Raw genomic sequence first — 22410 nt, forward strand, 5'->3', positions numbered from 1 at the left:
ATCTATGTTGCAGATAAGTTGGCTTATACCGTTGTTCCCCCTATTATCCTTCATTTTGTTGCTGATTTTCAGAAAATCCCGCAGTGAGGGCACCGCTTGGATCGGGGTGCTCTTAACAGGAATATCTCTCGTTCTATCCGTTGGGATTTGGCTGGCCGTATGGCAAGGTGATGAGATTAAAACAGAGGGCACATGGTTTCACATCGGAGAGCGCGCGATCACGATGGGCTTTGAAGTGAATCCGCTTAATGCACTCATGCTCGTAATCGTATCTTTAGTAAGTTTTTTGGTACATCTTTATTCAAAAGGTTACATGCACGGTGATGAACGTTTCCCGGTATTTTTTGCGTATTTAGGATTATTCTCTTTTGCGATGCTAGGACTCGTGCTTTCTCCAAATCTATTACAGCTCTATATGTTTTGGGAGCTTGTAGGGCTAGGCTCTTTTCTATTAATCGGGTTTTACTATTATAAACCAGAAGCGAAAAAAGCCGCGAAAAAAGCCTTCATTATGACCCGTATCGGAGACGTTGGTCTTTTTATCGGTATGGTTTTGTTGTTTTGGCAGGTTGGAAGTTTTGAATATGATGATATTTTTGCATCTGTTCAAAATGGTGAAATATCGTCCGGGATGCTGACTCTCACAGCGTTATGTATCTTTGTAGGAGCGATCGGAAAGTCTGGCCAGCTGCCTCTTCATACGTGGCTGCCGGATGCGATGGAAGGTCCTACACCTGTTTCAGCACTCATCCACGCTGCAACGATGGTAGCGGCAGGAGTGTATTTAGTTGCAGCCATGTATCCGCTCTTCCAGGCTTCTGAAACTGCCTTAACGGTAGTTGCTGTTGTAGGTGGCGTGACAGCCATCTTTGCCGCTTCAATCGGATTAATGCAAAAAGATATTAAACGTGTTTTAGCGTATTCAACGGTCAGTCAGCTTGGGTATATGATGCTTGCTCTTGGTGCATCCGGTTATGTGGCAGGGATCTTCCACTTAACAACACATGCTTTCTTTAAAGCTTTATTGTTCTTGGCTGCAGGAAGTGTTATTCATGCTGTACATACACAAAACATCGAAGAAATGGGCGGGCTTTGGAAAAAGCTTCGATTGACGGGACTGCTCTTTTTGATCGGTGCACTAGCAATTTCAGGTTTCCCACTTTTATCAGGATTTTTCTCAAAAGATGAAATCTTGGCAAGTACCTATGCAGATGGTCGATATGGACTGTTCTGGCTAGCTGTTGTGGCCGCTTTCATGACCGCTTTTTATATGTTCCGTTTGTTTTTCCTCGTGTTTACAGGAAAACCACGCGGTAATCAGAGTAAAGTGCATGAGTCGCCAAGCGTGATGACACTCCCGATGATCGTTCTAGGCGTGCTGGCAGTTGTAGCGGGTTACTTGAACACAACATGGTTTGGTACGTTCCTTTCAGATTATCTGGCAAAAGGTCCGGTTGAACTGCCGCATGGCGACCATCACGGGCCAGGATGGATTCCGATCGTTGCAACCGCCGCTTCACTTTTAGGAATAGGTCTAGCTTATCTGATCTATCAAAAAGAAACACTTTCTAGAAGCTGGCTGTCACGAATGTTTCCTGGACTTAGCCATATCATCTACAACAAGTGGTACGTTGATGAAGGATATGACGCAACGTTTGTAAAAGGAACGAAGGGGTTAAGCAAATTAGGTGTTTTATTCGATAGATATGTAGTAGATGGTCTGGTTGCAAGTGTTACCGCAGGAGTTCAAGGGCTGGCAAAGGCCGGATCGCGATTGCAAAACGGCCAGGTCCAATCGTATGGAACAGCTGCAATCTTTGGCCTCGTTATTTTATTGCTCATTGTCGCATTAACAGGGGGGTACTTCTCATGAATACGTGGCTTCTATCCATCTTGATCTTTTCCCCGCTGCTAGGTGTACTTGTCCTTATTTTCACCCCTTCTCATGATGAGAGATCCATTAAGTGGATTGGGATCTTAGGAACACTTTTCCCGCTAGGTACAGCGATTGTTACCCTGTCAGCTTTTAATATGTCAGGTGGAGGCCTTCAGTTAACGGAAAGATTTCAGTGGGTCTCCTACGAAGTGTTTCAGTCAAAAGGTGAAGTAAGCTATCCGATCCTTTATGAAGTGGGTGTGAACGGCTTATCGATGGTTTTGATCCTCTTAACGGCAGTTGTAAGTGTGCTCGCTGCGATTGCTTCATTTTCAATTAAGCAGAACTGGAAAAGTTATTTTATTCTTTTCTTTTTGCTTGAGATGGGAATGCTCGGTGTGTTCGCTGCACAAAATTTGTTTCTGTTCTTCATTTTCTTTGAGATCACACTGATTCCTATGTTCTTCCTGATCGGTCGGTGGGGCTACTTGGAAAAAGAAAAAGCAGCTTACAGTTTTTTGATCTATAACGGTGTCGGTTCAGCGATACTGCTCATCGCATTTGTAGCGATGTTTATGAAGACGGGGACGATGAACTTCGAGCAGTTAGCTTACACGTTCGCGCTTCCTCAGTCTGAGTTGAACCAGATGTTAATTACTAAGAATTTTAAAATGGGTATGCTGATTGCACTCTTAGTGGCATTTGCCGTTAAGCTGCCGGTAGCCCCGCTGCATTCGTGGATGGTTCGCGTGCACGTTCAAGCACCGCCGCCGGTTGTTATGATCCACTCCGGCATTCTATTGAAAATTGGAGCGTACGGTTTAATCGTTTTTGGTGCAGGATTGTTTCCCGATCAGTTTCGTTCGCTTGCTTTCATCGTCGGATTGTTTGGTGTCATCAACTTGCTTTATGGAGCATTTTTAGCGATTACTCAGACAGATGTTAAGCGTGTCCTTGCATACTCATCCGTTTCACACATGGGAATCGTATTGATAGGACTTGCGGCAGTGAACGAAGCCGGGATGACAGGGGCTGTTTTTCAAGTAGTGTCTCATGGATTGATTTCAGCTCTGCTGTTTTTCTTAGTGGGCGTTCTCTATGAACGAGCAGGTTCTTCTGAGTTAAGAACATTTGGTGGAGTGGCAAAAAGAATGCCTATCTTTGCGGGTGTAATGCTGGCTGGAGGTCTCGCATCACTAGGGCTTCCGGGAATGTCAGGCTTTATCAGCGAATTCATGGCGTTTTTAGGATTGTTCGAGGAGATGCCGATTCTAGCGGCAGTTGGAACGTTAGGTCTCATTCTAACAGCGGTCTATGTATTGAGGGCTGTACTCTCTATCACGTTTGGAGCTGAAAAAGAACTGCCGAATGCATATGATCTGTCTCCAACAGAACGGATTCCGGCGTTTGCTTTGCTTGCCGCCATCCTGTTTATCGGAATCTATCCTGCTTGGTTAAGTGATATGCTCCGTCCAACATTAGATGCCATTCTGCTAGGGTTAGGGGGCTAAATCATGGATCTAGATACATTATTATCTTTTGAATGGGGCGTAATGGCTCCAGAGTTTATCATACTTGGTGTAGCGACACTGCTTTCTATCATCGATCTTTTTATGAAGAGGGAATCGAGCAGAAAACCGCTGGCATGGATGGCTGGAGCAGGTGTGCTGGCTGCGCTGGTTTCAATCTTTTTGCAGCTGGATCATGAAGTCACGTCTATATTATACGATACGTATAGACTGGACTCGTTTTCAAAAGCCTTTAAGATCTTGCTTTTATTAGGAACGTTGCTTGTCCTTGTTCTAGCATCAAATTATAAAAAAGAAGACCTGGAAGAAAATCGGGGGGAATTCTATTATTTACTGCTCGCTGCCTTGTTAGGTGCCATGATGATGGCTTCAAGCGCTGACCTTATCACATTGTTCGTTGGACTCGAACTTCTTTCGCTCGCTTCTTATATTATGGCCGGACTGGAGAGAAAGAATAAACGAAGCAATGAATCAGCTTTTAAGTATGTGGTGTCAGGCGGGATCGCAACAGCGATCACATTATTTGGTATGAGCTATGTATTCGGCTTGACTGGGGAAACGAATCTGTTTAAGATCGCTGAAAACATGGGGGAAGTAGAGCTGCTGAAGCACGGCTTTTTGTTAGTATTTGCGTTCATTATCACGTTTGCTGGTCTTACGTTTAAGATCGCTGCGGCCCCGCTTCATATGTGGGCACCAGATGTGTACGAAGGGGCGCCTGTCCCGGTTACAGCTTTCCTGAGCGTTGTATCCAAAATAGCAGGCTTTGTGATCATGCTTCGTTTTATTATCATAACGTTCATCGCAGCAGCTGGAATTGATGGAGATCCACTTTTGTTGCAGGTGCAGCCTTACATCATGGCACTTGCTGCAGCTACGATGATTATCGGCAACGTTACGGCGCTCCGGCAGAGAAACATCAAGCGGATGTTTGCATACTCTTCTATCGCGCAAGCGGGTTACATTTTAGTCCCGTTCGTTTCAAACTCGTCATTATTGTTTGAACTGATCTGGTTCTATCTGTTGGCTTATTTATTTATGAATATTGGTGCATTTACCGTGATTCAGCTGTTAACGAGTCAGGAAAGATCCAATGACGTCAGCGTGTTCCGTGGTCTGTATCGCCGTTCACCATGGCTCGCAGTTCCGATGACGTTCTTCCTTTTATCTCTCGCCGGAATCCCAGTTACGGCTGGTTTTATAGGGAAGTTCGGAATCTTTATGGGGGCCCTTGGCCTACAACCTGCACATTACTGGCTAGCAGCTGTGATGATGGCAACAACGCTTGTTTCCTATGTATACTACTTTAATATTATTGCGATCATGTTTTTCCGAGATGAAGAGGAAGCGAAGGTTTCCGTTCCGCCTGGTATGGCAGCCGTGTTAGCATTTTGTACAGCTTCCATTCTGATTCTGGGTGTGATGCCAGATCTGGCACTTGATTTCTTTTACGGAAATTTTGATGTGAACGAATTTTTTATGCGGATAGAAGATGAAGTTCATACACATACGCATTGATCTGTATATATTTTTTAGCTGGCTCATTAGGGTTTCCGTTCGCAGGGAATTTTAATGGGCTTTTTTAGGGTGAAATGCTAATAGGCTTTGTCGAAACTTCGATAAACTCTAAAATTGCGTGGATATAGTAGTGTTTTCCGTGGATATATTTATATGTTCCGTGGATAATCGATAGGGTACCGTGGATTTAATCCTGAACTTATACATATGGCAGCCGCCATGTCCATTTCAGCCGTAACATGTAGCGATTTTCTACCTGAAAAGGACACCATCCCCCCATTTAAATTTTCAGCAAAAATTCTTCCTGAAAAATGAGCCTAAATTACCGTAACTTCTTCCATTTTCATACGTCTAAATAAGTTGAAACGACAGTTTAAATACTTTTACATTTTCTAGTCGTTACAACTTTTTGAACACTTTGAAAGAAAGGGCTTTCAAAACACATAACTAGGGATAAAGTATCTTTATAAAATAACATGAAAGATTTATGCTTAAGATGTCGAAATATGTAATGAGGAGGTCAGACTTTTAATGATTCCAATCGGACAACAAGCTTTGTTACATATAATCGTACATTTATTGTTTCTAGTTATTTCGTGGTGGGCATTACAAGCGGTCCATTTTGACAAATGGATCAAAAAAGGAAAAGTCATGCAGGCGAGAGTGCTATACATATTGTTAGTCATCAGCCTTGCAAGTTTAGCAAGTGATTTTTTTCTAAAGTATCTGCAGTATTCCACCAATCTCAGTCAGTTATTTGGATAATTCCAAACAGTACTTTCAATTACGGAATTGTCGGAATATGACTACAAGTTCCACGGATATCCTCTGTCTCTTTGGCAACAATGAGAAATAGAGAGGATGTGCTGGGGAATGAAAAAATGGACAATGACGATTACAGCGATTTTGCTTTTAGTTATGATTACATCCGGATATGCCAAAACAGACGAAAAAACGAATGAAGTATCACATATAATAAACGTTTTAACGGAGAATGGTGCGAAACCTGATAAATGGACGATGTATTTTCGTGGCCAAATAGGTTTTACATCTAAAGGACTAGGGTATTTAAAACAAGCAGAAGAGCTTAAGAGTGATTATCCTGCATTTAGCTGGGCGGTAGGAAAAGATGAAGCCGGACATTACAAAATGACCGGACTGTTTGAACGTAATGATATTGGCATTACTGAGAAAATCACCATCGTTACATACCCCCAAAAAGAGCAAACTGCATCGTATTTTATTTATGCGGTTGAAGGACTTGTAAATACAAATCAAAACTGGAAAGAAATCCAGGACTTGATCGATAACCGTATTCAAGAGTCGGTAGGCGGAAATCCCAAAATTTTCTCTTGTGTTACCGGTACATACGGTGATAAAATGGTGCTTGATTTGTATTCGCAAGCAAATGAATTGGTAAATGCCTTTTCTGGTGTTTCTGTAGAGGAACTAAAAGAAGAGACGTTTGTGTCGCTTTCTGCATATACTGAGCAGTGGGAACAAGCGATTTATACCGGTCATCAACATAAAATGAATCTTCAGGTTGCATTGCGAACTGAAGGATTGGGCAGTGAAACTACTGTTACAATTGGCACACCAATAATTACGTCTGAATATTAATATACAAATTGGACGCGGAGGGGAATATCGTTGGAAAAAATCATTGTCCGTGGTGGTAGGCGGTTAGAAGGCTCTGTTCGAGTTGAAGGAGCTAAAAATGCCGTACTTCCTGTCATCGCAGCATCCATTTTAGCCAGTAAGGGAGCGAGCACGATTAAAGACGTGCCGAGTCTCGCTGATGTGTTTACGATAAACGAAGTATTACGTTATTTAAATATTGAGGTAGCATTTGAAAACGGCCAGATTCATGTAGATGCTACGAATGAATTAAAAACAGAAGCACCATTTGAATATGTTCGTAAGATGAGAGCATCCTTCCTTGTAATGGGACCATTGCTTGCTCGTGTTGGACTATCTCGTATTGCTCTTCCTGGAGGATGTGCAATCGGATCACGTCCGATCGACCAGCATCTAAAAGGATTTGAAGCAATGGGAGCATCAGTTAAAATCGGCAACGGTTTTATTGAAGCTAAGATTGATGGCCGCCTGCAAGGTGCCAAGATCTATTTGGACTTCCCAAGTGTAGGTGCTACTGAGAACATCATGATGGCTGCAACACTTGCTGAAGGTACAACAATCATTGAGAATGCTGCAAAAGAACCTGAAATCGTATGTCTAGCTAACTACTTGAATGCAATGGGTGCTACGGTAATCGGTGCTGGAACAGGCACGATTCGTATTGTCGGTGTCGAAGAACTTGCTGGGGCTGAGCACACAGTAATTGCTGACCGTATTGAAGCAGGAACGTACATGGTAGCAGCTGCTATCACAGAAGGCGACGTATTGATCGAAAATGCAATCGCTGAACACCTGCGTCCTTTGATCGCAAAAATGGAAGAGATGGGTGTACACATTCAAGAAGAAAGTAACGGGCTGCGTGTTCGTGGACCTCGTGAGTTAAAGCCTGTTGATATTAAAACAATGCCTCACCCAGGATTCCCGACTGATCTTCAGTCACAGATGATGGCATTATTGCTTCGTGCAAACGGAACTTCTGTAATTACAGAAACTGTATTCGAAAACCGCTTTATGCATGTAGAAGAATTCCGCCGCATGAATGGTGATATTAAAATTGAAGGCCGTTCTTCTGTAATCAACGGACCTGTAAATCTGCAAGGTGCTGAGGTTGCTTCAACTGACCTTCGCGCAGGCGCAGCTTTGGTACTTGCTGGGCTTGTTGCCGAAGGGTATACACGTGTAACCGAACTAAAACATATCGATCGTGGATACGTTGATTTTACTGGAAAACTAGCCGCTTTAGGTGCTGACATCGAGCGTGTAAATGAAGATGTGAAAACAACACCTGCCAATGAGCAATCATTAAAAAGTAATTTAGCATAATTAATACCGAAGAACCCTCGAATAGAGGGTTCTTTTTATGTTAATAGCAAAAATGGTTTATGCAGCATGACGTTCGGGAATTCTATAACTAAGTAATTATATTTATTTTCTTTGAAAGGGTGTCGAACTCATGCTTTGGACGATTATCGTCATTTTATTAGCATTATGGCTCTTAGGTTTCCTTTTTGACGTTGCAGGCGGAATCATCCACATCCTATTGATCATCGCTGCAGTCGTTTTTGTTTTAAACTTCATTCGAGGCAGAAAAGGAAAATAGCTGAAGAAAAAAGCTGGCTGATTAGCCGGCTTTTTTTTTTGCTTTTTTACGTGTAAATGTGTACGAGTGGCTTTGTCGAAAATTGTGATTTTCAGGATAAGCAATTGGTTTAAATTCCGAATACTTTTGTGGTATATAATCAAAAATTTTGTAGAAATTTTGGTGCAAAACACCCATTTTTTTGAAAATATGTTTTCATTTAGTACATTATAATCAAAATTTTTAAAATAGTTTGAAAATAAAATGAAAGGTGCTATTATAAATCCACTGGCTTAAAATTCATGAAGTAAAGGGGATTTGAAAAGGGATGAAAAAACAGTTATCAGTATGGGGATTAGCACTTGGACTTGCAGTTAGTCCACTAGCAGGAGGACAAGCTTCTGCGGAAGGACCGGTTAATGTTCTATCAACAAAGCAGTTCAATAGCTTAACAGGTACACCATCTTTTGTATCAGGTAAATTATCGGAGGCTTCCTCAAGATCAGCTAAAGAGATCGTAATGTCTTATCTTCAAAAAGAATCAAAAACATTTAAACTTGGAAGCCAGAAAGCGGAAGAAGCTTTCACGGTTAAATCCGTGACAAAAGACGAGTTAGGCAGACAGATGGTTCGCCTTCAGCAAACATATAAAGGAGTTCCTGTTTGGGGGTCCACACAAGTAGCTCACGTTAACGACAAAGGCGAATTAGTGGTGTTCTCCGGAACAGTTATTCCGAACCTGCAGGACAAGCCAGGATTAGGCTTCGGTAAGAAGATCCCTGCTTCAAAAGCGGTAGCGGTTGCTGTTAAAGACCTAGGTTTTACTCCAGAGTACGAAGCTGATCCAACTTCTGACTTGGTTGTTTATACAGAAGGAAACCAAGCTACATATGCTTACTTGGTAAACTTAAACTTCTTATCACCTGAACCAGGAAACTACAATTATTTTGTAGATGCGGTAACAGGTAAGATCCTGAACTCTTACAATGATTTGGATGAGGCTCATGGCGATCACAAAGCACCTCCAACTGGCGGGGGCGGATCATTAGTGGGAACAAATACTGTTGGATCTGGAACAGGTGTACTGGGTGATGCTAAAACATTAAATACACTATTATCAAACGGAACGTACTACCTTCAGGATAATACGAGAGGTGGCGGCGTATTTACATACGATGCTCAAAATCGTCAGCAATTGCCAGGAAAACTTTGGGCAGATGCGGATAATCAGTTTAATGCGGCATACGACCGAGCGGCTGTAGATGCCCACGTTTATGCAGGGGCAACATACGATTATTATAAAGCAGTCTTTAACCGCAACTCTTATGACAACAAAGGAGCAGCATTGAAATCAACGGTTCACTACGGCCGAAGCTACAACAACGCGTTCTGGAATGGTCAGCAGATGGTGTATGGTGATGGGGACGGAACGACTTTCGTTTCTCTATCCGGCGGTCTGGACGTTGTGGCGCACGAATTAACACACGCAGTAACAGATTTCTCGTCAGACCTAATCTACCAGAACGAATCTGGTGCGTTAAATGAAGCGATGTCAGATATTTTCGGTACACTTGTTGAGCATCATGAGAATAACAACCCAGATTATGAAATCGGTGAAGACATCTATACACCAGGAACACCAAATGATGCGCTGCGTTCCATGAGCGATCCAACAAAATACAATGATCCTGACCACTATTCTGTTCGCTACACTGGAACAGGCGATAACGGCGGTGTCCATATCAACAGCGGTATTATCAACAAGGCAGCATACTTGCTCGCAGTTGGCGGAACACATTACGGTGTAACGGTTCCTGCGATCGGAAACGATAAAGTTGGAGCGATCTATTACAGAGCGAACACGGTTTACTTAACGGCTTCTTCTAACTTCAGCCAGGCAAGAGCAGCACTTGTTCAAGCAGCATCTGATCTTTATGGTGCAACATCGGTGGAAGTTGCAGCAGTTAATAAATCTTATGACGCGATCGGCGTGAACTAAATCAACAGGAGAAACCCCTGACCTTTTAAAAAGGAGATCAGGGGTTTTGTTGTATGAATACAAATTTATTGAAATGATTTTATCATTAGCCGATTATCCTTCATTTTTAATAAAAAGTTTTTCAGGCTTAAACCAGTTCTTTTTCCTTCTTAAAACATCCCCCCTACAATCCATTCACAGCCATCTTTCCAAGCGGACCATTCTCATCAATAATATCTTGCAGTTCAAAGACCGAGACTGGAAACATCGGAAAACCATAGGCATAAGCCGTAAGTTCATATAGCTGAAAATAGATGACCAGTGCTTTATCAGCAACGTAGAAGTCCTGATTGGGCTGGATGGTTTTAAACGGCTCAAGCGTAACAATCTGCAATGCTTTTATCTGTGCATTGATGATACGGTTCAAAACTTCTACATAATTGCTTCCTGGCTTGAATAAATCTTTTAACTGATACCTTCTGCCTGTCGAGAGGTCCCATGTCAGAGATTTAATATAAGTCATCCCGTGTGCAGCCATCGGCGTGTACGCATAATTTAAGAAGCCGATGCTTAAGATGTTTTGTTCATTCGTTTTTACGGCAAACTCCCCATACATGCTCGGCCGAGCCTCTGGATTCTGCATTTGTTGGAGCTGCTGATTGATCTGGATAATTTGCTGATTTACTTGCTGCTGAATTCTAGGGTTGATCTGGCCTTCTATCTGAGGATAATGAATCTTTATGTTGCCTGGGGCATACGTGAGTGTCCGCACCAAAACAGGCGGCTGAAAACTGTCCATGCTGTTCACCCTTTCGCGCGATGATAATCTTTTACAATCTATGCGGATAACAGCATGTATCAGTCATTCCATATAAACTTGTAAACCAGCACATTCAAGAACGCATTTCAATTGTAAAAATGCTAGTTTTCGAGTTCTAAATCCTCGTTTTTTTGTATAAGTTGTATAGTAGAAAACAAAATAGGAGGGCATTGGAACGTGAATGTAAATATTAAGCCGCTGATCTGGATTCTAGCTATTTTTGTCGCTATCATCGTCCTGCTTCCCACGATACTCGTACTACCATTTTCGTCAGCACCTCCTGATTGGAAAGAAGAGAAAGCAGCACGGCCATCTGAGAGAATGCTAGCTTTGGAAATCCCTCACTCCGATATCGTCGTTCCTGTTTTCCGAAAGTCCATGGATACGGTCGAAAACATCCCTTTAGAAGAGTATGTGGCTGGTGTGGTCGCCTCTGAAATGCCCGCAGACTTTGAACTTGAAGCCTTGAAGGCTCAGGCATTAACTGCGAGAACGTTCATTGTAAAAGCTCTATTGAACCGCGGGAAAGATGATAGTTTACCAGAAGGTGCTGTTGTGTCAGACACCGTTATGCATCAAGTGTATAAAGGGAACGAAGAGCTTGAAACCCTTTGGGGAGACGATTTTAATAAAAAGATAGAAAAGGTCGTGAAGGCAGTTTCTGAAACCAAGGGTCAGATCTTAACATACGAAGGTGATCCTATTCAAGCGAGCTTCTTCTCCACGAGCAATGGGTTTACTGTAAACTCTGAAGACTATTGGAAAAACAAGTATCCTTATTTAAGAAGTGTGGAAAGTCCATGGGATAAAAAAGAATCTCCAAAATACATGGAAACCGTTCAGTTGCCGGTCAGTACAGTAGAACAAAAGTTAGGTGTATCTATTACGAAGGACGGCAAGGTTGGTAAAGTCGTTGAAACGACGAGCGGGAAACGGATCGGTACGTTCAAGATCGGGAAAAAAGAGTTTACCGGAAAAGAGATACGCGAAAAGTTGGAGCTGCGTTCAACAGATTTTCAGATGGAGAAGAAGGGAAAACAGATCACAATCACAACAAAAGGCTACGGACATGGAGTAGGGCTAAGCCAGTACGGAGCGAACGGAATGGCGAAAGAAGGCAAGTCCTATAAGGAGATCGTAAACCATTATTACAAAGGAATTGAAATCACAGATTACAAGCCGATCGCTGATAAAGGGCTGGCATATCAGCCTAAATAATATTGTAGGGGGTCTGTCCCGGGACAGACCCCCTGCAATTTAGTTCAACCGCATTATGCCATAAGGCATGGTGCGGTTTTTAGCATTGTCGAAAAAAACTTCTTAAAAAATTTTGCACTAAAGTATATATTTTCAGAATTCTGTTCAAACTTGTTGCTGAGGTGATAAAAAATGAAAGAAGAAGAAAAACAATCCAAAAAAACAGTACCGATGAAAGGTAAGAGTGCTATGAAAAAACGTTGGGTATATCCTGCAGTTTATCTTAGTTTTGCAGCAGTCATTTTAACATCTGTTCTATGGTATCAAAACGATGCGAAAAACACGGAGAATAATAATACTCCAGATAGCGCGTTAGAAGACGATGGAGCAGCAGTACCAGTATCACTGTCAAAAGAAGTATTCCAAATGCCAGTCGCTGACCCTGAAGCCATTGAAGTTGTAAAAGATTACTTTAGTTCTGATGCAACAGCTCAAGAGCAAGAAGCAGCACTTGTATTCTATAACAATATCTACTACCAAAATCGTGGAATCGATCTAGCAACGAATGATAACAAATCATTTGATGTAACAGCAGCATTAAGCGGAAACGTTGTAAAAGTTGCAAAAGACCCTGCACTTGGATTTGTAGTAGAAGTTGAGCATGACAAAGGTGTTGTAACACACTATTCTTCATTAGCCTCAGTATCTGTAAAGCAAGGTGACCAAGTGAAACAGGGCGCCGTTCTTGGACAAGCTGGTGAAAATGCATACGATAAGGATGCGAAAATTCACGCACACTTTGAAGTCCGTAAAGACGGTGAAGCAGTAGACCCAGTTATGGCTTGGGATCAATCAGTCGCACAGCTTGCATCATCCGTTGAAGATTCTCGTAAAGAGATGAAGAAAGCGGAAGAGAAAAAAGCAGCTGAAGAAAAGAAGGCAGCAGAAGAGCAAAAACCTGGTAAAGAAGAACAGCCGGCAGCTCCAAAGTCTGACGATAAAGGCGGCAAGGATACAAAAGGTACGAAAGACACCAAAGATGGAAGAGACCAGAATGGTGAACAAGAATCATCCACTGAATCTGCAGAAGACACAAATGCTCCAGCAGAATCTGATGAAACATCAACAGATGATTCTGGTGCTAACGAATAATTTTATACAGGAAGCTGTCTCAATACTTGAGGCAGTTTTTTTTCGTATGGTCGATGCTAACTGCGTGAAAATCGATGCTTCGTGCGTGGAAATGGTCCCCGAGTGCGCGGAAATAGTTAGCAGCTGTGCGGAAAAGATGTTTAACTGCGTGAAAACAAATGAAAAGTGCGCGAACACGTAATAAATATAAAAACACGTACCGTAAAATCAATAAATAGAACGTTCAGTGGTTTAATTTTCCATGCGTTTATGCAGGGTTTTTCACAAATATGGACATTTCCCCTTGTCCCAGTTGAGATTTAGGCATATAACGAAAACTTGGTTAATAAGATGTTACAAAACCTACAATAATTCAATTGAGGGTGAGCGGTGAGAAATCGTACTATGGCTGCGGTGGAAAAAGGGGAATGGAAGCAATACTTATAAGCCGAAGATGACAACAAAACTTGTCACGTAGCTTGTTCATAGAAGTCTCTATCGCATCTCTCACATCCATTTTAGGGAGGCGAGTGGTGTGCACGATTACATCAAAGAGCGAACCATCAAGATAGGACGGTATATCGTGGAGACAAGAAAAACAGTCCGCATGATCGCAAAAGAATTCGGGGTTTCCAAAAGCACGGTGCATAAAGACCTCACCGAGCGGCTGCCTGAAATTAATCCGGATCTTGCAAATAACGTAAAAGAAATCCTCGAATACCATAAGTCCATCCGCCACTTGAGAGGTGGAGAAGCGACGCGCGTAAAGTATAAAAAGGGCACAGAGGAAGTTGTTCAATAAGTCTGCGATTAATAGGGATGGAACCTGACACTTAAAAGACATGATGTACCGCATCGATTTAACGTCCAATAATTATTTTTTGACAATATTTAGCCTTGTTCGACAAACTTGTGATATAATGATAAATTGGATAGAACTTCGATTTTTTACTTAAAATGTCATTGTATCGTATGGATGTTAACAGGGAGGATATAACATGTTTTCAAGGGACGTTGGAATTGACCTTGGTACCGCTAATGTACTGATTTATGTAAAAGGAAAAGGAATTGTGCTCGATGAGCCATCAGTTGTTGCCATCGACACGAATACCGGAAAAGCACTCGCTGTAGGAGAAGAAGCCCGCCGTATGGTAGGCCGTACACCTGGAAACATTGTGGCGATCCGTCCGCTTAAAGATGGCGTTATCGCTGACTTTGAAGTAACAGAACAAATGCTTAAACACTTTATAAATAAAATAAAAGTGAAAGGCATTTTTGCAAAGCCCAGAATTTTGATCTGTACCCCAACGAACATTACGTCCGTTGAACAAAAGGCCATTAAAGAAGCGGCGCAAAAGTGCGGTGCGAAGCAAATTTTTCTCGAAGAAGAGCCGAAAGTGGCTGCAATTGGGGCGGGGATGGATATCTTCCAGCCAAGCGGCAATATGGTTGTTGACATCGGTGGTGGAACAACCGACATTGCAGTCTTGAGCATGGGTGATATCGTCACCTCCTCTTCTATTAAAATGGCAGGGGACAAGTTTGATTCAGAGATCCTTCAATATATAAAGAAAGAGTATAAGCTGTTGATCGGGGAACGTACCGCTGAAAACATTAAATTGAACGTTGCGACAGTCTACGAGCGTAACGAAGAATTAGAGATCCGCGGCCGTGACATGGTATCAGGACTTCCTCGTACGATTACGGTTGGCTCTAAAGAGATTCAAAAAGCATTGATGGAGCCAGTTATGGTAATCGTTCAGGCTGCGAAAAGCGTGTTGGAGAAGACACCTCCTGAATTGTCTGCTGATATCATCGACCGCGGGATCATGCTGACAGGTGGAGGAGCCCTTCTTCACGGGATCGACCAGCTGTTTGCGGAGGAATTAAAAGTTCCTGTATTGATCGCTGAAGAACCGATGCGAGCTGTTGCTCAAGGAACAGGCTTGATGCTTGAGCATATGGATAAGATCGCTAAAAGAAAAATCTTTTAATGAGAAAATGCCGCCCGGATGGGTGGCATTTTTTGTTTTGGGCAGCGATTCAGTAACTGCTATCAACAATGATGTGATGTTGGTCTGTTTTTATGTGATGCTAGTGATTTTTTATGTGATAAACAGTCTTTTTTATGTGATGAGTCCTGATTTTTATGTGATTGATAGGTTCTACAGTGATGCTTCCCTTTTAAACGCTTACGGCCAACGGATTTGTAACCTAAACAAGAAGAAATCTGGTACAAATTCCTCATTTTATAAAGGAATCCAGCAATTTTTCTGGAATTATATTAAGAAATGTAAAAAACTGTCGATAGTACGGATGAGACATTTTGTGTCCAGATTATATGTACTGGAGGAATACTCCGTGTTAAGAGGCTTTTATAATGCTGCAGCCGGTATGCTTGCACAGCAACGCAAACAAGAAATTTTAACGAATAATATGGCCAATGCCAATACACCTGGATATAAAGCAGACAACGCGAGTCTGCGCACGTTTCCGACGATGCTTCTGCAGCATATGGGGGAGACCGAAATGAATGGCAATAAAGTTCCGAACAACCACCCGATAGGAATTCTTTCAACAGGGGTTTATGTTCAAGAAACTACTCCGAACTTCTTGCAAGGTGATCTCCGAGAGACGGGTATCAAAACAGATGTAGCGTTATTGCAAGGACAAGTGCCAGTTGACCCGCAAACAGGAGCTCCCGGCGGACTCTTTTTCCGATTAAACGTGAATGGCGAAGAGCGTTTTACCCGAAACGGACATTTTTCTGTTGATGCAGAGGGTAATTTAGTAACACCGGAAGGCTTCTACGTTCTTGGAACAGACGGTAGCCCAATCACCGTAACAAGCGATAATTTTACCGTTAATAAAGACGGTTCCGTTATCGATAATGGAACAGTAGCAGGCCAGATTGATGTTGCTTACATCGATAACCCTAACAATCTTGTAAAAGAAGGCTCTGGACTTTTTCGGTTAGAAGGTGGAGGGCAAGCGAATAGTGCGATTGGAAACCCAAATATTAGTTACAATCTGCAGCAAGGTTTTGTTGAGCGCTCAAACGTGAATACCGAACAGACGATGACGGAGATGCTGACGGCATACCGTGCGTTTGAAGCGAATCAAAAAGTACTTCAAGCATACGACCGTACGATGGAAAAAGCAGCAAATGAAATTGGCCGGATCGGCTAGGGGGACCCGATATGAACCAGTCTATGATTTCAGCAGCAGTAACGATGGGGCAGCTTCAGCACAAGCTTGATACCATCTCGAATAATATGGCGAACAGCACGACGAACGGCTACAAGCGTAGGGAAGCCCAGTTTTCTGATCTCCTTTTTCAGCAGATTGAAAGTGCTGCACTCGAACCCACTGAAGATGGCCGGTTAACACCAAATGGCATCAGGCTCGGAAGCGGTGCACGTATTTCTTCCACTGCGATCAGTATTGAAGCGGGGACGCTGCAGCAGACTGGCCGCTTGCTTGATGTAGCACTTACACAGCCTGGCCATTATTTTCAGATTCAATCTGTAGGTAATAACGGTGGAGAAAATGTACAATATACACGCAATGGTGCTTTTTATTTGTCGCCGTCTGAAGGTAACCCAAATGTGATGGAACTCGTGACATCAGAAGGAAACAGAGTGATGGGTAAGAACGGTCCGGTCACCATTCCATCTGACCATAGCAAAATTACCATTGGACAAAACGGTCAAGTTTCGGTAACGTTAAATAATGGAGAAGTTGTTGAATCAGGACAGCTTGCGCTCGTAAATATCGTTCGACCGCAGCTGATGCTGTCAATCGGGGGAAATTTACAAGCGCCAGAAGGTATTCCGTTAAATCAAGTATTAGAGGAAGTTAACGCAGGAACAGGCAGCTTCGTTCAGCAAGGTGCGCTCGAATCCTCAAATGTGAACATCTCCAATGAGATGACGGAACTGATTCAAACGCAACGTTCTTATCAATTTAATGCGCGTTCTCTTACAATTGCTGACCAAATGATGGGGTTGGTAAACGGGCTTCGCTAAATGAGGTAGGTTTGTATGACGACGAATGAGATGCAAGAGTTGAATAAAAACGAAAAACAAAAAACACAGCGTTACAAAGGGCGAGAGGAATCTTCTAAAGTAGAGAAGAAAAAGCTGATCCACCGAGGAACGAAAAGAAGCTTTCCGATCTGGCTTCGACTTCTGCTGCTCGTATGCGGGATCATCGTGTGCTTTGCTGTTGGTACAATGATTGGTTATGGTGTCCTCGGTGATGGTAAACCGATGAACGTTTTTGAAAAGGAAACGTGGACGCATATTATCGACCTTGTAGAAAAGGAAAAGTAAATATATAATGATAAAGCAATGGCAGGTTCTTGAGGTCATTGTTTTTCTTTAAAATAAAATTAGTACCAGGTAACAATACCAAGTATAATAAAAATAGAAATAATCCTAATGATGGGAAAGGTGATGTTCGCATATGTTAACGATTGAAGAAATTAAAGAAATTATTCCGCACCGCTATCCGTTTTTGTTGATTGACCGTATTCTAGAAGTAGAAGAAGGTCAGCGTGCTGTCGGAATAAAGAACGTAACAGCAAACGAAGAGTTCTTTAACGGCCACTTCCCTGAATATCCGGTAATGCCGGGCGTATTAATCGTGGAAGCACTTGCTCAAGTTGGAGCAGTAGCAATGCTGAAAAAAGAAGAAAACCGAGGACGTCTTGCATTCTTTGCAGGGATCGATAACTGCCGCTTCAAAAAACAAGTCGTACCAGGCGACCAGCTTCGCCTTGAAGTCGAGATGACACGTGTACGTGGATCTATCGGTAAAGGAAAAGGGATTGCAACGGTTGATGGCGAGGTAGCCTGCGAAGTTGAAATCACCTTTGCTCTAGGCAAGTAATAGGGGACTGTCCCCATACAATTATCATAAAAGCTTGAAATGGAGCATTTCACTAAGTGATCTGCTCCATTTCAAGCTTTTGTTTATGTTATTTTAGATTTAGTGCGTAAGAAATGAGGGAGTGGAGGAGATTGAAAATGGAACTGAACTACAAATTTATTCTTTTTGACTTAGACGGAACACTGTCCAATCCTAAAATAGGTATTACGAGATCGGTACAATTTGCTTTATCTAAAATGGGAATAACAGAAGAAAATCTGGATAACTTGGACCATTTTATTGGACCGCCTCTTCAACAATCTTTTTCAGATTATTACTCCTTTAATGAGGCACAAACTCAAACAGCCATTACTTTTTATCGTGAAAGATTCAGTGAAGTGGGAATGTACGAGAACACACTCTACGATCATATTCCAGCTCTATTACGAGAACTTAAAGACAATGGACACACTCTGGTCGTTGCAACTTCAAAACCTACCGTGTTTGCGGAAGAAATCTTAAACTATTTTGCTATCCATCACCATTTTGACCTGATTGTTGGAAGTAATCTCGATGGAACGAGATCAGCGAAAACTGAGATCATTCAGTACATACTAGATCACTTTAGCCAGCACCCATGTGAAGATTTTATTATGATAGGCGATAGAAAACACGATATCATCGGGGCGCATAACACAGGAATGGATTCAGTGGGCGTTCTTTACGGATATGGATCAGAAGGAGAAATGAATGAAATTAAACCGACGTATCTAGCCGAAACTGTCCTAGAACTAAAGAAACTTTTACTTAGCAAAAATAGCCCAACCCTCATCTAACTTGGACAAAATAACCCGTAAATGCCTAGGATTAGAACATTCTCTTGTAGCAGGAAGAGCTGATACAAAAGTGTTTGCATAAAAGGCATTATAGACCCATCAAAGCAATAAGAAAACGCTCGGTGCGATTACCGAGCGTTTCAGTTTATTTTCAAACTTTTACATATTTGAAGCAGCCTGAAAATCTGTTTTATAAATATTATAATAAAGACTGGTGACTTCTTTACCGTCTAACCGCTCCAATACCACTTTTTTATCAAATCTGTATTTGAATCCACATTTTTCATTAACCCTTTTAGAATTATGATTAAAATCATAATGTCCGCACCAAATTAAATCTAAGTTTAATTCTTCAAAACCAAATTTAAGCACGCCATTTACCGCTTCAGGAACAAATCCGTTTCCCCAATATTTTGGATTTAAAACATAGCCAATTTCTTTTTGTCTTAAGTGTGATATGGTTTCATCTGGTTTTCTGTCATGAAGTCCTATTCCGCCGATAACCTTATTTTCAGAACATAGTTCTATTGCATATGTGTCTTTGCTTTCATTTTCATCCTGATGTGGTTTCCAACCGGCATTTGGTCCAACCAGATCACTTTTTGCATATTCATATAAATCTTTAAAGTCAGTCTCCTTCCATTCTCTTAATACTAATCTCTCGGTATAGATCCTTTGCATGTTATATCCCCTTTTCTCTTTTTACAATTATAGGATAATCATCTATAAATCACTAAGGATTTTCTAATCGATCTCACTTCGCCTTCGCTACAATACCATTATGCACTTTTATATAACCATGCTTTAAGATATCCAGCCCGTTTTCATGCAAATAAAGCCCCATCTGCTCTAATGTCATGAGCTCTCGATACGTATGGTTCATCACATCAGCCATGATTTCGTAATACAACTTGGAACGCAGCTGAGCACGCGGTGTCGTCATCACAATATAGCCACTCGGTTTTAGAAATTTACGATGCCACTCTACCACTTCTGCTTTCATAGAATCCGGAAAGTGCTCAAGCAAACCAACGCTCAGCACAATATCAAACTCTGCACCGTAAGGAAGGTTTCTAATATCATCCACCACATATGAAATAGTAAAAGCATCTTTATAATAAACCTTATCTCCGCCAGTCCGTGGATTCTTCCCAAGAAACGGATAGGCCGCAGGAAACTCCGCAAACCTTGCATCACGACAGAACGGATCGTAATCGACCATCACCACTTCACCGCCAGGATACATTGCAGAAAGCTGCATCGCTTCATAGCCTTCTGCTGCACCTAAAAAAAGAATACGCGGCTTCTTTACATCAAGCCCTTCAAACAATGCCCTTTTCCCCCGAGGATCCCAGATGCCATCCTGAATCCGGTGTACGTAATTCCATAAATGAATACGTAAATAATCTCCTAGAGCTGTTTTCACTTCAGAAGGGTTAAAGCTTTTTAAACTATGAAAAAAAGCATCTTTCTTCTCAGAAATATCAGCGGGTACATCTTTTGAAAACCATTGGTGAAAAGACTGGTTAAACATCGTCCAAGACGTATGTACCGGCAGGATTTCACCATGCTTCTCCTCCCATTCCGTTTTCTCCTTCGAAAAAGAAGTCACTTCATACGGCTTTCCTATGTCTTTCCAAGTGACTTGAGACCAGTCGTTCACTGTATTTACTTTTACAAACTTGTCGTACTCTTTTTGTGTATACTGACGCAGATCCATGCGATAAGAGGGTTTCATTTCCGTTTTGCCTAACGCTACCGGCCGATGAACAGCAGTTTGGAGCATGGTGGTCCTCCTTAGAAAAGGATTTTTTATAAGTATTCAAAGAAACGGTCTTAAAATCCTCTAAAACCTAAATTTTTCCCCAGCATGATAAAATATAAAAAAGCAAATGGAGAGGGGAATTAGTTTGAAAGTTATCTTTATCGGTGACAGCATCACAGCCTCTGGAAAAAACTCAGATCCCGAAAGACTAGGTAACGGGTATGTCCGGATGATAAAAGAAGAGATCCCGGACAACGTAAGGATTATTAATAAAGGAGTTAATGGCCATCGGGTAACGGACCTTGCTTTTAGATGGAAACGGGACGTCATCGACTTAGAGCCTGATCTTTTATCCATCTCTATCGGAATCAATGACGTTTGGAGACAGCTCGACAGCCCAGCCCTTGATCAGGTTGACGTTCAACAATTTGAAGAGGTCTACCGCGACCTTTTATCACAGCTGAAATCCTCTGTAAAAGTGGTCCTTATGGAGCCGACTATAATCGATGAAGACCTGCAGTCTAGTGGCAATCAGCTGCTCGTTCCATATGTTGAGGTGGTGAGAAAGTTAGCAAAAGAATTTGAGGCTGTACTTGTACCGACGCATACCGTTTTTATTAGCCATCTACAAAAACATCCAGAAATTGCATTAACAACAGACGGCGTACATATGAGAAGAAAAGGAAACGAACTTATGGCCAAAAGCTGGCTGCAAGAAGCCAAGGCATTCATCTAAATTTATAAGGAACCGAGGTTACGGATATGACGAGCATTACACTCACCTTTTTTGAAGAGAAACATAGAGAGACTCTGTATGGTTTTTATCTGCCGGAAGATCAGGAAAAGTTTACTGCCATGCCGAACGATGCATTAAAAAAATGCGAAGAGGACCCAGGCCGTAAGCCGGTCGTAATTACAGCATCAGATCAAACAGTCGGCTTTTTTGTCTTACATACGGGTGAACATATTAAAGATTTTACTCCTAATCCAAATGCTATGGTCATCCGTGCCCTTTCTATCAATCATTCCGAGCAGGGGAAAGGGTATGCTAAGGAAGCGATGATGCAGCTGCCAACATTCGTCTCCTCAAACTATCGAAGAATCAACGAGCTCATCTTAGCCGTTAACTTTAAGAACACTCCAGCCAAACAGCTTTACGAAAAAGCAGGATTTGTAGATCGAGGTCAGATCAAACATGGACCGGTCGGACCTCAGTATGTGCTTCATTACGATCTGTAAACCTTAAATTATTAAGCTAATATAAAGAGGATTTATGGTTTGTAAAGTATTGGTTATGACTCGGTAAATTGCGTCTTTTCAAGGTTTTTTCATGATATATTCTGAACAGGGACAAAGAAATCCCATACTCATGCAAAAAATCATAATGAATATCCGAAGGGAGCAATTTTAAAATGAGCAAAACGTTTGCGGCGAAAATCGGAGCATCTCTTTTGGCAATTATGTTAATCACTGCATGTAACAACGCGGAAGAAACGAACACGGAAGAAGAAACAAACACAGAAGAAACGGAGACTCAAGACGAAGAATCATCAACTGAAGAAGAAGGTTCTACTGAAGAAACTTCTACAGATGAGGAATCTACAGAAGAGTCAGCTAAATAAAATAAAATAGGACCGGGCCTCTACCTACCAGAGAGGACCCGGTTTTTTT

The 22410-nt window shown here is 41.9% G+C and carries 23 protein-coding genes; 20 read left to right on the top strand and 3 right to left on the bottom strand.

From position 1 onward, the window contains the following. The first annotated feature begins 4 nt into the window (after positions 1-4). The 8 genes from nuoL (at position 5) to IEV52_RS01305 (ending at position 10139) form a co-directional block, all read left to right on the top strand. The gene (nuoL, locus tag IEV52_RS01270) at positions 5-1873 is read left to right on the top strand and encodes an NADH-quinone oxidoreductase subunit L (protein ID WP_188400731.1); all 1869 of its coding nucleotides are present in this window, start codon (positions 5-7) and stop codon (positions 1871-1873) included. Further along, a complete protein-coding gene (locus IEV52_RS01275; protein WP_188400732.1) occupies positions 1870-3387 on the top strand; it encodes a complex I subunit 4 family protein in 1518 nt (505 codons plus the stop codon). Before nuoL ends, IEV52_RS01275 begins: the two co-directional genes overlap by 4 nt. A 3-nt stretch (positions 3388-3390) precedes the next feature. Continuing rightward, positions 3391-4923, top strand: a complete 1533-nt coding sequence (nuoN, locus tag IEV52_RS01280; RefSeq protein WP_188400733.1) for an NADH-quinone oxidoreductase subunit NuoN — start codon at positions 3391-3393, stop codon at positions 4921-4923. Between the two features lie 531 nt (positions 4924-5454). Further along, complete coding sequence (locus IEV52_RS01285) at positions 5455-5688, top strand: DUF1146 family protein (RefSeq protein WP_188400734.1); 234 nt, start codon at positions 5455-5457, stop codon at positions 5686-5688. 108 nt (positions 5689-5796) lie between these two features. After that, complete coding sequence (locus IEV52_RS01290) at positions 5797-6543, top strand: YwmB family TATA-box binding protein (RefSeq protein WP_188400735.1); 747 nt, start codon at positions 5797-5799, stop codon at positions 6541-6543. Positions 6544-6573: 30 nt separating this feature from the next. Next, the gene (gene murA, locus IEV52_RS01295) at positions 6574-7884 is read left to right on the top strand and encodes a UDP-N-acetylglucosamine 1-carboxyvinyltransferase (RefSeq protein WP_188400736.1); all 1311 of its coding nucleotides are present in this window, start codon (positions 6574-6576) and stop codon (positions 7882-7884) included. A 130-nt stretch (positions 7885-8014) separates the two neighbouring features. After that, positions 8015-8161, top strand: coding sequence for a lmo0937 family membrane protein (locus tag IEV52_RS01300; RefSeq protein ID WP_188400737.1), 147 nt, complete (start codon positions 8015-8017; stop codon positions 8159-8161). Between the two features lie 307 nt (positions 8162-8468). Then, the gene (locus IEV52_RS01305) at positions 8469-10139 is read left to right on the top strand and encodes a M4 family metallopeptidase (RefSeq protein WP_188400738.1); all 1671 of its coding nucleotides are present in this window, start codon (positions 8469-8471) and stop codon (positions 10137-10139) included. 163 nt (positions 10140-10302) lie between these two features. On the opposite strand, the gene IEV52_RS01310 is transcribed toward IEV52_RS01305, so the two are convergent. After that, a complete protein-coding gene (locus IEV52_RS01310) occupies positions 10303-10917 on the bottom strand; it encodes an RsiV family protein (protein ID WP_188400739.1) in 615 nt (204 codons plus the stop codon). A 198-nt stretch (positions 10918-11115) separates the two neighbouring features. Here IEV52_RS01310 and spoIID point away from each other — a divergent pair, with 198 nt between their 5' ends. The 9 genes from spoIID (at position 11116) to IEV52_RS01355 (ending at position 18974) form a co-directional block, all read left to right on the top strand. Beyond that, positions 11116-12156 (top strand): stage II sporulation protein D, encoded by a 1041-nt coding sequence (gene spoIID, locus IEV52_RS01315; protein ID WP_229754145.1) that lies wholly within the window; start codon positions 11116-11118, stop codon positions 12154-12156. 171 nt (positions 12157-12327) lie between these two features. Beyond that, on the top strand, positions 12328-13287 hold the full coding sequence (spoIIQ, locus tag IEV52_RS01320; protein WP_188400740.1) for a stage II sporulation protein SpoIIQ: 960 nt from the start codon (positions 12328-12330) through the stop codon (positions 13285-13287). A gap of 514 nt (positions 13288-13801) precedes the next feature. Beyond that, positions 13802-14068: a sporulation transcriptional regulator SpoIIID gene (gene spoIIID / locus IEV52_RS01325; RefSeq protein ID WP_007203593.1), complete on the top strand. Its 267-nt coding sequence runs from the start codon at positions 13802-13804 to the stop codon at positions 14066-14068. Positions 14069-14264: 196 nt separating this feature from the next. Next, positions 14265-15260 carry a rod shape-determining protein gene (mreB, locus tag IEV52_RS01330; protein WP_188400741.1) on the top strand — a complete coding sequence of 332 codons (996 nt, stop codon included), beginning with the start codon at positions 14265-14267 and terminating at the stop codon, positions 15258-15260. 37 nt (positions 15261-15297) lie between these two features. Further along, entirely contained in the window at positions 15298-16455 is a 1158-nt protein-coding gene (locus tag IEV52_RS01335; RefSeq protein WP_308464556.1) for a flagellar hook-basal body protein, read from the top strand. 11 nt (positions 16456-16466) lie between these two features. Then, entirely contained in the window at positions 16467-17294 is an 828-nt protein-coding gene (locus IEV52_RS01340) for a flagellar hook-basal body protein (protein ID WP_188400742.1), read from the top strand. 15 nt (positions 17295-17309) lie between these two features. Then, positions 17310-17600, top strand: coding sequence for a DNA-directed RNA polymerase subunit beta (locus IEV52_RS01345; protein WP_229754146.1), 291 nt, complete (start codon positions 17310-17312; stop codon positions 17598-17600). A 133-nt stretch (positions 17601-17733) separates the two neighbouring features. After that, positions 17734-18159, top strand: a complete 426-nt coding sequence (fabZ, locus tag IEV52_RS01350) for a 3-hydroxyacyl-ACP dehydratase FabZ (protein WP_188400743.1) — start codon at positions 17734-17736, stop codon at positions 18157-18159. A gap of 137 nt (positions 18160-18296) precedes the next feature. Continuing rightward, positions 18297-18974 (top strand): HAD family hydrolase, encoded by a 678-nt coding sequence (locus IEV52_RS01355; RefSeq protein ID WP_188400744.1) that lies wholly within the window; start codon positions 18297-18299, stop codon positions 18972-18974. Positions 18975-19133: 159 nt separating this feature from the next. Here the strand turns inward: IEV52_RS01355 and IEV52_RS01360 are convergent, their stop codons facing one another. Further along, positions 19134-19655: a GNAT family N-acetyltransferase gene (locus tag IEV52_RS01360; protein WP_188400745.1), complete on the bottom strand. Its 522-nt coding sequence runs from the start codon at positions 19653-19655 to the stop codon at positions 19134-19136. 73 nt (positions 19656-19728) lie between these two features. Then, the gene (locus IEV52_RS01365; protein WP_188400746.1) at positions 19729-20760 is read right to left on the bottom strand and encodes a class I SAM-dependent methyltransferase; all 1032 of its coding nucleotides are present in this window, start codon (positions 20758-20760) and stop codon (positions 19729-19731) included. A gap of 124 nt (positions 20761-20884) precedes the next feature. Here IEV52_RS01365 and IEV52_RS01370 point away from each other — a divergent pair, with 124 nt between their 5' ends. The 3 genes from IEV52_RS01370 (at position 20885) to IEV52_RS01380 (ending at position 22361) form a co-directional block, all read left to right on the top strand. Continuing rightward, a complete protein-coding gene (locus tag IEV52_RS01370; RefSeq protein WP_308464557.1) occupies positions 20885-21475 on the top strand; it encodes an SGNH/GDSL hydrolase family protein in 591 nt (196 codons plus the stop codon). A 26-nt stretch (positions 21476-21501) separates the two neighbouring features. Next, positions 21502-21978, top strand: a complete 477-nt coding sequence (locus IEV52_RS01375; protein ID WP_188400748.1) for a GNAT family N-acetyltransferase — start codon at positions 21502-21504, stop codon at positions 21976-21978. Between the two features lie 173 nt (positions 21979-22151). Then, entirely contained in the window at positions 22152-22361 is a 210-nt protein-coding gene (locus IEV52_RS01380) for a hypothetical protein (protein ID WP_188400749.1), read from the top strand. Positions 22362-22410: the final 49 nt, after the last annotated feature.

The sequence above is a fragment of the Fictibacillus barbaricus genome (assembly GCF_014635025.1).
In the GTDB taxonomy this organism is placed as follows: domain Bacteria; phylum Bacillota; class Bacilli; order Bacillales; family Fictibacillaceae; genus Fictibacillus; species Fictibacillus barbaricus.

Coding starts and splice junctions, on each gene's coding strand:
- nuoL (WP_188400731.1), top strand. CDS start 5: ATGTTGCAGATAAGTTGGCTTATACCGTTGTTCCCCCTATTATCCTTC.
- IEV52_RS01275 (WP_188400732.1), top strand. CDS start 1,870: ATGAATACGTGGCTTCTATCCATCTTGATCTTTTCCCCGCTGCTAGGT.
- nuoN (WP_188400733.1), top strand. CDS start 3,391: ATGGATCTAGATACATTATTATCTTTTGAATGGGGCGTAATGGCTCCA.
- IEV52_RS01285 (WP_188400734.1), top strand. CDS start 5,455: ATGATTCCAATCGGACAACAAGCTTTGTTACATATAATCGTACATTTA.
- IEV52_RS01290 (WP_188400735.1), top strand. CDS start 5,797: ATGAAAAAATGGACAATGACGATTACAGCGATTTTGCTTTTAGTTATG.
- IEV52_RS01300 (WP_188400737.1), top strand. CDS start 8,015: ATGCTTTGGACGATTATCGTCATTTTATTAGCATTATGGCTCTTAGGT.
- IEV52_RS01305 (WP_188400738.1), top strand. CDS start 8,469: ATGAAAAAACAGTTATCAGTATGGGGATTAGCACTTGGACTTGCAGTT.
- IEV52_RS01310 (WP_188400739.1), bottom strand. CDS start 10,917: ATGGACAGTTTTCAGCCGCCTGTTTTGGTGCGGACACTCACGTATGCC.
- spoIIQ (WP_188400740.1), top strand. CDS start 12,328: ATGAAAGAAGAAGAAAAACAATCCAAAAAAACAGTACCGATGAAAGGT.
- mreB (WP_188400741.1), top strand. CDS start 14,265: ATGTTTTCAAGGGACGTTGGAATTGACCTTGGTACCGCTAATGTACTG.
- IEV52_RS01340 (WP_188400742.1), top strand. CDS start 16,467: ATGAACCAGTCTATGATTTCAGCAGCAGTAACGATGGGGCAGCTTCAG.
- IEV52_RS01345 (WP_229754146.1), top strand. CDS start 17,310: ATGACGACGAATGAGATGCAAGAGTTGAATAAAAACGAAAAACAAAAA.
- fabZ (WP_188400743.1), top strand. CDS start 17,734: ATGTTAACGATTGAAGAAATTAAAGAAATTATTCCGCACCGCTATCCG.
- IEV52_RS01355 (WP_188400744.1), top strand. CDS start 18,297: ATGGAACTGAACTACAAATTTATTCTTTTTGACTTAGACGGAACACTG.
- IEV52_RS01360 (WP_188400745.1), bottom strand. CDS start 19,655: ATGCAAAGGATCTATACCGAGAGATTAGTATTAAGAGAATGGAAGGAG.
- IEV52_RS01365 (WP_188400746.1), bottom strand. CDS start 20,760: ATGCTCCAAACTGCTGTTCATCGGCCGGTAGCGTTAGGCAAAACGGAA.
- IEV52_RS01375 (WP_188400748.1), top strand. CDS start 21,502: ATGACGAGCATTACACTCACCTTTTTTGAAGAGAAACATAGAGAGACT.
- IEV52_RS01380 (WP_188400749.1), top strand. CDS start 22,152: ATGAGCAAAACGTTTGCGGCGAAAATCGGAGCATCTCTTTTGGCAATT.